Raw genomic sequence first — 11,543 nt, 5'->3', positions numbered from 1 at the left:
AATAGGAATGCGAGTTAAAATATCAGGCTCACAATGGAATATTGAAAATGTTCCTAAAATTCTTTCTTTACGCTGTGCTTACCTAAATGGGATGCTTTATTAATGATGTTTTTACAAAAATGAGATGCACCCAAATTTGAGCCATTAATCAGGCTAGTATGAAATAGTTAAATGGGTGCTACGTTTACCAAAATTTTAGATTCCCTGATCTGAATTTGTCTTTCACCAAAATTAACCTGATCTGTAGCATACTTTTTTCTATTTCATACTAACTCTAGCGAGTCCAAACACTACCACTGAAGCCACCTGTTCTACGAACTGCTGTTAGCCTGCGGTTTGAATCTATTCTGACTACCATTTCGCCAGAGCCCCGAGTCCGACCCCTGGGTACATCTGCCCAATTACCAGCAACTTCATTCTGACCAATGTAGCCATGGAAGACATTGCTGAAACTTCGGCCATTATTAGAACTTTGACCATACCACCAGAGTTCATTACCTACTTGCCGAATATAGTAGGTGCCACCATCATTGGCTCGCCAGGTACCAGTCAGACTAATTGCAACCGCTTGAGCTACCAAGTCCGGTGAGGATGTTTGGTCAAAGCTACTTTTCTGTTCTAGTTCAGGGACTGTGGCGGAGTTGCTATTAGCCCCATTGCCAAGAAAGTCTGGGATTTTTGCGAAGCTGGGATTGACCAGACTCATAGCAAAAACTGCACCACTGATACAAAGAGTTGCTGTACCTAGTTTGAACTTCATAATCACCTCTTTGAAACACTAGTGGAAGGAATCAAGGTCTCAAACTTTTCCCTCCAATTAGTTATCAGGGTGAGTTTTATCGTTTACTCATGGGGTAGGGATTTTATAATTTTTTTTAACAAAAGGAACAGGGAGTAGGGAATCGGGAGTCGGGAGTCGGGAGCGGTGCGACCCGTGGCGAATTTAATTCGCCTACGGAAAACGCACCGAGGGAGTCGGGAGTCGGGCATAGGGCACAGGGAACTTAGGATCAAAAATTCTCATAATTCCTACACGGATCCCTATTTAATCAGTCCCGGATGCTGTTGGCGAAATATTTCTTAACAAACCAAGAAGCCCCATCAGCCCTCACCTAGGCTGTGTATTTTGAGCATTTTTTGGTTCTAATTGTTCATCCCGGGATCGTGAGCAACGCTCTGAGCCTACAATCGATATATCGCAAGCGACCCACGGTCTCGTTACCTTACACAAAAAGTGCATAAACTTTTTCCTCGGGCCCTAGGACAAAGTGAACAGCCTAGCCCTCACCCCCAGCCCCTCTCCCAACCTTGGGAGAGGGGAGCGGATTACGGCAGAATAAGGGTTTCACGAATTCGCCAGCAGCATCGTCCCGTAACGCACCACCGGGTCAAATAGCTTTAATGAGATGCACCCAATCCTCTGAGCTCTTTGCTACTGTTACCTATTCCCTGTTCCCTATTCCCTATTCCCTTGTTCTATCAACCCTGCAACTTATTACCAGTCCTAAGAATTTGTCCAGCTAAGACAGCAGCACCAAAGCCATTATCAATATTAACTACTCCTATCCCTGGTGCGCAAGAATTCAACATGGTTAACAGGGGTGCCATACCACCAAAACTGGCTCCATAGCCGACACTAGTAGGAACGGCAATCACTGGACAATCGGCCATGCCAGCTACCACACTGGGTAATGCTCCTTCCATTCCAGCTACGACAATTAAGACATCGGCCTCGACAATCACCTGTCGATTATTCAGCAAGCGGTGGATACCAGCTACCCCCACATCCCAAAGGCGCTTGACCTGAAACCCACATAATTCAGCGGTTATTGCGGCTTCCTGAGCTACTGGTAAATCCGATGTGCCTGCAGAAATTAGACTAATGATACCGGCATACTTAGGTTCGAGCTGGGATGGTGCGATCGCACAAATCCGAGCTGTGGAATAATACTGTAACTCTGGGACTTTTGACTCTAGCTCCGTTGCCACCTCTGGTGTAATCCGTGTGGCCATTACTACCGGATTCCGCTGGCGCATTACTGCCATAATCTGAGCAATTTGGTCAGGGGTTTTGCCCTCTCCCCAAATTACCTCAGGAAATCCTGTTCTTAAGGTGCGGTGGTGGTCAATTTTGGCAAAATCACCCACTTCTTCGTAGGTAAAATCCTTCAGTTTATCTAAAGCAACAGTTGGGCTAAGGTCACCAGCCGCAACCGCTTCCAGTAGAGATTTTAATGCTTCGGGTTGAGTCATTTTCTTTTTTAAGGGAACAGGGAATAGGGAATAGGGAGTAGGGAGTAGGGAGTAGGGAGTAGGGAATCGGGAATCGGGAATCGGGAATCGGGAATCGGGAATCGGGAATCGGGAATCGGGAATCGGGAATCGGGAATCGGGAATCGGGAATCGGGAATCGGGAATCGGGAAGAAGTTTTAATGGTTTAATATTTTAAATTTAAGGTTTAATGTTGAGCTACGATTTCTAGCAATTATCTTTACCATGAGGGACAAATGGATACCCCTAAATCCCCCTTAAAAAGGGTGACTTTGAGGTTTATAATTTTACCTTATACATGCAATAAAAGCTATATAGTATTTCTAAATAGATCATGAAGCCCAATCCTTATTGATCATAACATCAAAAACTCCTCGTATTTATTTCCTACTATTCCCTGTTCCCTATTCCCTGTTCCCTGCTCCCTGCTCCCTGCTCCCTATTCCCAATGATCATAACATCAAAAACTCCTCGTATTTATTTCCTACTGTTCCCAGATCCGCTGTTCCCAGATCCGCTGTTCCCTGCTCCCGACTCCCCACTCCCGATTCCCGATTCCCGACTTCCCAATGTTATCATTCTGAAATTTTCAGTTCATCAATATTCCAGAATGCGCCTCCTAGAGCGGAATATTCAATTCCTTCTATGGAATTACGAACTGCGGTCATGGAGAGAGGATTAATCAGATAAATATAAGGCAAGTTTTCTAAATTAATCCGTTGGGCTTCTTGATAAATCTTTTTGCGATTGTTTTCATCTAATTCTTGAGCGCCTTGGATATAAAGGTCACTTATTTTTTGCTCCCAATCCGCTACTTTACGACCTTGAATGGGGGATTGACCAGGGAAGGGTTTTTGATTAAAGCTGTGCAATCCCCCATCCACAGACCAGACATTAGAACTATTATTAGGTTCAAAGCCACCGCCACTAAAACCAAGGAGATGGCATTCCCAATCTAAGCTATTGCTGAGTTTGTCTACTAGGGTATTGAAGGCAATGGGAGTAAAATCCACTTGAATGCCAATTTTACTGAGGTCTTGCTTAATCTGTGCTCCCATCGCTTCTCGCAGCTTATTCCCAGCATTAGTCATTAAGGTGAAACGGACTCGATTTCCTTGGCTATCGAGCAATTCCCCTTCGTCATTGTAGTTAAAGCCCGCCTTTAATAGTAATTTCTTGGCTTTTTCGGGATTATAGTCATACACTGGTAACCCCTTTTCTGGTGATAGATAATAGGGGCTTTGCACGGATATATTAGAATATTGCGGCGCACCTAACCCCCGATACAAATTATTCAGCATGGTTTGCCGGTCTATGCCATAGGCAACAGCTTGTCTAAATTCGAGGGTATTAAACCAACGGGACTTAATCGGATCTATTAAAGGCTCTCCATCCCGGCTACCGGTGTTGAGATTGAAGGAGATAAAACTGGAACTGAGGGTAGGACCACCGATGTGGATGGTAAAGTTACCCTTTTTTTCCTCTTGCTTGAGCAGGGAATAGTATTCAGGGGATACACCCAGAGCATCTAATCCGCCGGAGCGAAACTGAATGAAGGATGAATCCGTTGATTCTACAATTTCCCAGATCGCCCGCTCAATATAAGGTTGCTGGTTTCCCTGTTCATCCTTTTTCCAGTAGTAGGGATTACGCTCGTAAACCACCCGCTGACTGGTGCGGTAGAGTTTGAGTTTGTAAGGACCGTTGACAATAATATCTTCTGGATCCGTATCTACCCCCCACATGGTCAAAAACTTAGGATTCCCTTGTGAATCTTTGGTTTTCACCGATTCTTGCAGCACATGAGCCGGTAAGATCGGTAAGGCAGTATTGCGGAGAAAGGGCGCAAAGGGTTCAGGGACAGAAAATTCCACCCGACGTTGGTCTATCTTCTTGACCTTTGGTAAGGCTCGACTCTTGCCAACCCGGAGGATATCTCTAGAATCAGTGGGAATTTCTGGGTTGAGGTAGATGTCATTGTAGGTAAAGACGACATCATCAGTGGTTAGGGGCTGACCATCTGACCACTTTAGCCCCTCCCTCAAGGTAAATAGGATTTTAAGTTTATCGTCGGAAATCTGCCAGGATTCCGCTAAACCCGGGATTATTTCCCCGGTTATCCCATCAGTGTCTATTAAACCCTGAAAGGTAAGACCAAAAATACTGGTAGCACTTTGGTTGAGGGCATAGTTAAAGGTATTGATGTCACTGAGAATACTCTGGACTATGCGGGGAACGTCAGCTGCTGTGGTTTCAAATTGGCTGATGCTACAGCCAGGCAGTGCGATCGCAACACTCACAGCCAGGAAAATGCCTAGACAACGATGCCAGAGAAGCACAAGAGATTTAGCAGAGGTCATATAAGAAAGGGAACAGGGAACAGGGAATAGGGAGTCGGGAGTCGGGAATCGGGAGTCGGGAATCGGGAATCGGGAACTACTATAATCAACTCTGTACTAGCATACCAAGCCGCGTAGGGTGCGTTAGGGGCGGGCTTGCCCTGAGGTTCAACCTCGTAACCAATGTTGGGATAGTCCGCCCCGTAACGCACCACCGGCTTGCTACCTCACGAGATTTAAATACTCGTTGACGAGATTCAAATACTCGTTGACGAGATTTAAATACTCGTTGACGAGATTCAAATACTCGTTCACGACAATCAAATACTCGTTCACGAGATTCAGAGACTCACCGTTGAGGTTCAGAGGCTCACCGTTGAGGTTCAGAGGCTCACCGTTGAGGTTCAGAGGCTCAACCCCACACTTCCCAAACTAATCCAACTCATCCCTCTGTTCAGATCAGAAAAATACCATAACACAAGTACCCTCATGGGTCCTATCAAAATTAGATTTATTGTTTATAATTACGCTCGCACTTTTGATAACAGGACTAACCCAAGAAGACCCTTGATTCCTAAACAGCTGATAGCTGAATGATTACCTTATAAGACCTCACTGTTACTGTGATTAAATCTAACTGTTACTGTGATTAAAATCACAAAACCATTAATACTAGTGTCACAAACTAAGTAAATACATCAGTGTATTGTTATAGTGGTTTTATAACCATTCCAAGATTTTACCTAGAAATATCATCGAGACTTAGAGGGTTCACAAGTTTTTCACTAAACGTTCACAATCTCTCGATCTAAGGTAATCAATGGGTGCATTTTTTGAATAGTGTGAACCAAAACAGGGGAAGGGAGCATCGAACCCCGAAATAATTCTCTGATCAGGAAAATTGGAACTTGAATAGAAAATTAAATATGGGAAGCATCAACATGACCCAAAATCCTTTTACCTACGGTCAGCCAGTTCCCCCAGACCGTTTTGTGGGACGACGATCAGAAATTCAGGCGGCCTTTGATCAAATCTATAACCGTAGTAACTTAGCCATTTGGGGAGGGCCAGCCATGGGCAAGACCTCTTTCCTGGAACTCCTGGCTTCCCCCCAAGTTTGGCAAAAGTATGGTCAGGATCCATCCCAGGCTGTGATCGTGCTCCTGAGTTGCCAGAGTATCCAACCCTTTACAGCTCCAAGGTTTTGGAAAGAAGTCTTTAATCTGCTCCAAGAGGAATTACACAGTGAGCCAGACCTTCAGGAACAGATCCAGACATTGCTGGATCAGGGACGAGCAAGCACCAAGGGCATGCGCAAAGTATTAAAGCAGCTTGGCAAACGCCACAAATTCTTAGTGTTGCTAGTGGATGACTATGATTGGGCACTGCGGGAAAACCCGCACTATAGTAGTGCTGAGATGGAAACCTTTGTCACGGAGTGTCGCAGTATTGCCTATCACTCTCGGGAAAGACGATATTTATCAATGATTGTGGCCTCACTCCGCCCTCTCAATGAACTTGGTCCTGACCTCAATCCCAATAGTTCCCCCTGGTATAACCATTATCTGTTCCAATCCCTCAAGCCATTTACTGACCCTGACATTGATCACTTAATGGCTGGTATCCCAATCACCCCAACCTTACGGGATCTCATCCGAGACATTGCTGGTGGACATCCGGCTCTGCTCCAGATTGCTGGTTCTTTGCTTTATCGAGAGCTAAAAACTGGCAAAGCTCCTGATGCTGAAGCCTTTGCTCGGGACTTTGAAGCTACTACCCTATCGATTTTTGAAACGATTTGGAAAAGGTGCAGCGAGGTTGAGCAAGCTTTATTGATGTTGATTGCCTTATTTAAGTTAAACGGTCGTCTCCATCATAACAAGCACTTTGACTTGAGAGGTATTGAGGTAATCTTTAGCCAACACCAGCGAGAGTTAACTAACCTCACCGAACAAGGGGTGATTATCAGAAATCAGAGCAGCAATCAAGACTCAAAGAAACCAGACTACGTATTGACCTCATCCATTATGGAGCGGTGGGTGATTCAGGAACTTTGGCAGACTAATAATACGTTACTAGAAGATAGGCAAAAAGTCTTTCTCAATCTGCTCAGCCATACTCAAGCTCATCAAGTCACCGAGGCGATTAAGTGGCTATGGCAACATCAAGAGAAAGTCAAGATTGCTCTGGCATGGGTAACTAAAGTATTAGCTGCATTTTCCTGACTTGAAAGGGCAGCAAACCAGATGGCAGCAAACCTTGAGTGGTTTGGATAAAAGTAAAACGAATCATGAATAGCCCAGGAATGGTTAATAATTGCCCTAATCCTCCTAATCCTTATATTATCGGGAGTGTAATCGATGATCCAGACAAGTTTTTCGGACGGGAGAGTCTGTTTCGCTTTATAGAAGATAACCTGAGCAACAGGGAAAAGGTGATATTACTCCATGGTCAACGACGAATTGGCAAGTCATCGGTCTTGGAACAAATTCCCCACAAAGTTGCTAAAAATCAGTTTGTCTTTGTTAACTTCGATTTGCACAGCTACAGTAACAAACCCTTGAGTCGTCTTCTCCATGACTTGGCTCAAGAGATTAGTGACCAGTTGGTTGATCACTTTTATCTAGCTCCAGATCATCTTACTCCCCCCTCAGAACACAAGTTAGAATCTGATAAAGCTATATTTTTTAATCAATTTTTGCCCAAGGTTGATCGGGTATTAAAGGGTAAAAATCTAGTTTTATTGCTGGATGAATTTGATGTTTTAACCAACCACAATCCCCAGTCAGCAAAGCCGATTTTTTTTTCCTATTTAGCTGACCTGATTAAACAACACAAACAATTATTTGTGATTGCGGTAGTGGGACGGAATCTCAATGATTTGCCCATTCTCCTCAATGTGTTTGGGCGTTCACCCTACCAAGAAATTGGTTTTCTGAATGACGTCAGTACTAGAGTGCTAATTACTAGATCAGCTCAGGGTGTGCTAATCTATGAACCCAATGCTATCAAAGCCATTTACCACCTATCAGCAGGACATCCCTATTTTACCCAAGTCTTATGCTTTACTCTGTTCTCGGAGGCTAGGGAGAACCAAAACTGGAGGATTTCTGGTCTAGATGTGGAGCTGATAGTCAACCAGGCCATTGAGAACGCTCAAGGGGGGTTGGCCTGGTTGTGGGATGGCTTACCGATCCCAGAGCGAGTGGTATTTTCAGCGGTGGCAGAAGCTCAAAAAATACCTATCTCACAACAACACCAGCGGGTGCTAGAACACCCATTATCCTTCCTGAAGCGCTATGGTGTGATTCAGACCAAGTCCCTGTATCAAGCCGCCAAACGACTTAAAGAAAAGGGTTTCATCGATGACACAGAATGTAGAGTAAAGGTGCCATTAGTCCGCCGCTGGTTGGTTCAGTATCACCCACTACGGCAAGAGATACTAGCACTGGAGACACTAGACCAAAAGCAAACGGATCCGATCTATCAATCAGCCAATAGACGGTATCAACAGGGGCAAATTCAGACAGCACTAGTGCTCTATGAAGAGGTGTTGCAAGTTAATCCCAATTATTTCACCGCTCTGTTGGCGCTAGCTCAGGGCTATCTCCAGGTTAAAAATTTCAGGAAAGCCGTAGAACTCTATAGAAGAGCTTATCAAGTTAAGCAAGTACAAAGCAAAGAAGGGTTGTTGCGATCGCTACTAAACTATGGAGATGAATTGATCGAGCAACAAGCATTCACCACAGCCAAGAAGCCTTTTCAGCAAGTGTTGAAACTTGAGCCTGACGACAGATTAGCACGGCAGAAACTAGAGCATATTGACGCTCAAATTGCTCAAATCGAAGCCTTGACTAATAAGACACCTAGCACTGCGGTTCATAAAACCTCCAATCCTACTGGCTTTAGCATTGGCAAACTAGTAGCAGCAGCTGTAGCAATGATTTCCCTAGTTAGTGTGGGATTTTATCCCGTAGCAATTCCCTGTCCAACCGTTGCCCAAAAAGTCTTCGGGATTAGATGTCTCGCCAATAATATTAGTCGGGGTGAGCTCAGCTTATTTTATAGAATTGACAACAAGGACAAAATTGACCTTGCAACTGAAGCATTACGAAACAAAAACTATGCCCAAGCGGCTAACTTGTTTAACCAAGCTTGGCAGGCTAATCCCAATGATCCAGAATTGCTGATTTACTACAACAATGCCCGCGCTCGTCAACAGGGTTTTAAGCCATTCACTATCGCTGTGGTAGTGCCCATAGACCAGTCAAAACCCAGCTCAAAAGAAATGTTGCGAGGGGTAGCCCAGGCTCAACATTATTTCAATAATTCAGAGGGATTAAATGGTCGATTCCTCGAAATTGCGATCGCTAACGATGGCAACGATCCCGCCAAAGCTAAAACCATAGCTCAGGCTTTGGTTAAAGACAACTCTATCCTAGGAGTCATTGGACATAACTCGAGTAATGCCAGTCAGGCTGCACTAGAAAAATACGACCAAGGTGGTTTAGCCATGATTTCCCCGACCAGCACCAGTAGTGATTTAACCAGTTTTGATCAAAAGAACAACGTGTTCTTTAGGACAACTCCTTCTAATCTAGCATTTGCAATAAAACTGGCTCAACATGTCAAAATTAAAGCTGGCTTAGACAAGGTGGTAGTTTTTTATGATGATGACAGTGCCTATAGCAAAGGTTTCAAACAAGATTTTCAAACCTACTTTGAACAACTAGGGGGTAAGGTGGTTCGGGAGATTGAATTAAACAATCACAACCTAAATATAACTGAGGAACTCAAACGAAGTCTCTCTCAAGATCAAGTCAAGGCCGCCATGTTATTCCCGAAGGTACAATCCATTGATACAGCTCTCGACATTGCTAAAGCCAACGCTCACCTCAACCCTAATCCCAACAACCGAAGTCAGCAAGGGCTGAAGTTATTCGGTGGGGATACTTTATATAGTAATAAAACCTTGGAAGAAGGTCGGCTAGGGGTTGAAGGGTTGACTATAGTAGCACCCTGGTTTAGGGAAGCACCAGAGGCAGAAAACTTTTCTACAGTTGCTAAGGAACTATGGCCAGGGGGTGTTAGCTGGCGCACTGCCACGAGCTTTGATGCTACTCAAGCCTTTATTCAGGCTTTGTTCGAGGAAGCGTCCCGAGAGATAGTTCTCACAAGACTCCGCAATATTAATCTTGTACCCAGTGATACCTCAGGGTTACCTTTGCAGTTTACTCCCCAAGGGGAGCGTGAGAGTGAACCTGTCCTAGTTAAGATTAGTCAAGGAAAATTTCAATTAGTGCCAGAGCAAGACGAAGAGGTGGTTAAAAAGTCGCCGTAATCATCAAGCCTGGGGCAATACAACCTAAATGTCCTTGACCAAGACTTACTAAAATACTGACCAAAATGTTAGACCTAGACCCTAGAGGGGTAAATCTAAGCATCCTAAACATCATCCGAGAGAATTACTTAGGGAAAAAAAAGTTAGACTAAAGCTAAAAAATTTGCTAGAATGGTGCATCGAGTGAATAAAAGCAACTTAACTAGTATATCTCTGCTCTCTCGGAGATGAAAAAAAATGGGGTGCATCTCGCTTTTGAAATTAGGCAAAAATTCTAATAAAATTCCCGCGCCCGGGCCCCACACTCCCCGCGCCCCCGCCCCTTCTTTTTTACAAATATGAGATGCACCAAAAAAATGTCTCTCGGAGATGAAAAAAAATGAATTCAACAGTTCCTAGGAATCCCTATATCATTGGTCGTCCAATTGATGAGAATGACCCGGAATTATTTTGGGGAAGGCGAAGCTTATTCCGGTTTATCGAGGATAACCTCAGGAATAAAACCAAGGTGATGATAGTGTACGGTCAACGGCGGATTGGTAAATCTTCCATCCTCCGTCATATTCCTAAATCCGTTGACTTAGATAACTTTGCCTTTGTTCCCTTTGATCTGGAATCCTACAGTCACAAATCTCTCGGTGAGGTCTTGGAGGAACTGGCCACAGAAATCCTTGATAGCTTGGAACTAGACTACTCTGACATCCCCTTGTCTACTAGTACCGCCCTAGACACCGATCCCTCGCTCTTTTCTAACCAGTTTTTACCCCAAGTCTATCAAAGTTTGGGTAACAAAAACCTAGCGTTATTGCTGGATGAATTCGAGACCTTAAATAGCCCAGATAATACCTCAGATAATAATCTAATCTCCCAGCATTTATTTCCTTACTTAAAATCCCTAGTTGCTCAACAGGATAATCTATACCTGATTCTCTGTGTGGAACAGGAATCCAAAGATTTACCGAATTTACTCCGGATATTTAAAGATGCCCCAATCCAAGAAATTGGCTTACTTGATCAACAAACTACCGAAGAGCTAATTACCAAACCAGCGGCAGGACTACTCACCTATGAGCCTGCTGCTATCCAAGCTATTTACCACCTATCAGCAGGACATCCCTATTTTACCCAAGTCCTATGCTTTGCTATTTTTAGTAGAGCTAGGGAGTTAGAGCAGTGGCACATCACTCCAGAAGATGTGGACAAGAGTGTAGACCAAGCCCTAGAAAATGCTAGTGCTGGGTTAGCATGGATTAGAGCAGGATTATCTATCCCAGAACGAGTAGTATTCTCTGCCTTTGCCGAGGCGGATAATACCGTTAACAATAGTTATAAAAATATTTCAGACAGGCCATTACAGCCGTTTTCAGATGAATTGACCTCACTACCAACTGCAAGCCCCCTAAATCCCCCAATTCTGGGGGACTTTAACTCAGAAACCCCCCAAAGTTGGGGGGCTAGGGGGGCGGGGGACTTTAACTCAGAAACCCCCCAAAGTTGGGGGGCTAGGGGGGCGGGGGACTTTAACTCAGAAACCCCCCAAAGTTGGGGGGCTAGGGGGGCGGGGGACTTTAACTCAGAAACCCCCCAAAGT

9 protein-coding genes are annotated in these 11,543 nt (G+C 44.4%); 4 read left to right on the top strand and 5 right to left on the bottom strand.

From position 1 onward, the window contains the following. Nucleotides 1–274: 274 nt before the first annotated feature. The 3 genes from F6K46_RS34420 to larB all read right to left on the bottom strand — a co-directional run bounded on the left by F6K46_RS34420 (nt 275) and on the right by larB (nt 2,253). Nucleotides 275–760: a hypothetical protein gene (locus F6K46_RS34420; RefSeq protein WP_293068808.1), complete on the bottom strand. Its 486-nt coding sequence runs from the start codon at nt 758–760 to the stop codon at nt 275–277. Nucleotides 761–843: 83 nt separating this feature from the next. After that, entirely contained in the window at nt 844–1,014 is a 171-nt protein-coding gene (locus tag F6K46_RS34415; RefSeq protein WP_293068811.1) for a hypothetical protein, read from the bottom strand. Between the two features lie 465 nt (nt 1,015–1,479). Further along, nucleotides 1,480–2,253: a nickel pincer cofactor biosynthesis protein LarB gene (gene larB, locus F6K46_RS34410; RefSeq protein WP_293068813.1), complete on the bottom strand. Its 774-nt coding sequence runs from the start codon at nt 2,251–2,253 to the stop codon at nt 1,480–1,482. Nucleotides 2,254–2,623: 370 nt separating this feature from the next. Here larB and F6K46_RS34405 point away from each other — a divergent pair, with 370 nt between their 5' ends. Beyond that, nucleotides 2,624–2,962 carry a hypothetical protein gene (locus tag F6K46_RS34405; RefSeq protein WP_293067958.1) on the top strand — a complete coding sequence of 113 codons (339 nt, stop codon included), beginning with the start codon at nt 2,624–2,626 and terminating at the stop codon, nt 2,960–2,962. Here F6K46_RS34405 and F6K46_RS34400 read toward each other — a convergent pair. Together F6K46_RS34400 and F6K46_RS34395 are read right to left on the bottom strand one after the other, a co-directional pair. After that, nucleotides 2,848–4,632, bottom strand: coding sequence for an ABC transporter substrate-binding protein (locus F6K46_RS34400; protein ID WP_293067961.1), 1,785 nt, complete (start codon nt 4,630–4,632; stop codon nt 2,848–2,850). The two genes, F6K46_RS34405 and F6K46_RS34400, sit on opposite strands and share 115 nt — an antisense overlap. Next, nucleotides 4,629–4,823: a hypothetical protein gene (locus F6K46_RS34395; RefSeq protein WP_293067964.1), complete on the bottom strand. Its 195-nt coding sequence runs from the start codon at nt 4,821–4,823 to the stop codon at nt 4,629–4,631. The genes F6K46_RS34400 and F6K46_RS34395 overlap by 4 nt, the downstream gene beginning before the upstream one ends. Nucleotides 4,824–5,552: 729 nt before the next feature. Here F6K46_RS34395 and F6K46_RS34390 point away from each other — a divergent pair. The 3 genes from F6K46_RS34390 to F6K46_RS34380 all read left to right on the top strand — a co-directional run. Beyond that, entirely contained in the window at nt 5,553–6,836 is a 1,284-nt protein-coding gene (locus F6K46_RS34390; RefSeq protein ID WP_293067966.1) for an ATP-binding protein, read from the top strand. A gap of 65 nt (nt 6,837–6,901) precedes the next feature. Further along, nucleotides 6,902–9,952 carry an ABC transporter substrate-binding protein gene (locus F6K46_RS34385; protein WP_293117842.1) on the top strand — a complete coding sequence of 1,017 codons (3,051 nt, stop codon included), beginning with the start codon at nt 6,902–6,904 and terminating at the stop codon, nt 9,950–9,952. Between the two features lie 379 nt (nt 9,953–10,331). Beyond that, nucleotides 10,332–11,543 (top strand): ATP-binding protein (locus F6K46_RS34380; RefSeq protein WP_293117839.1); only part of this gene is annotated, 1,212 nt, incomplete at its 3' end.

The sequence above is a fragment of the Moorena sp. SIO3E8 genome, from assembly GCF_010692445.1.
Lineage (GTDB): Bacteria > Cyanobacteriota > Cyanobacteriia > Cyanobacteriales > Coleofasciculaceae > Moorena > Moorena bouillonii.
This window is presented reverse-complemented; position numbering and strand designations above follow the sequence as displayed.

Coding starts and splice junctions, on each gene's coding strand:
- F6K46_RS34420 (WP_293068808.1), bottom strand. CDS start 760: ATGAAGTTCAAACTAGGTACAGCAACTCTTTGTATCAGTGGTGCAGTT.
- larB (WP_293068813.1), bottom strand. CDS start 2,253: ATGACTCAACCCGAAGCATTAAAATCTCTACTGGAAGCGGTTGCGGCT.
- F6K46_RS34400 (WP_293067961.1), bottom strand. CDS start 4,632: ATGACCTCTGCTAAATCTCTTGTGCTTCTCTGGCATCGTTGTCTAGGC.
- F6K46_RS34390 (WP_293067966.1), top strand. CDS start 5,553: ATGACCCAAAATCCTTTTACCTACGGTCAGCCAGTTCCCCCAGACCGT.
- F6K46_RS34385 (WP_293117842.1), top strand. CDS start 6,902: ATGAATAGCCCAGGAATGGTTAATAATTGCCCTAATCCTCCTAATCCT.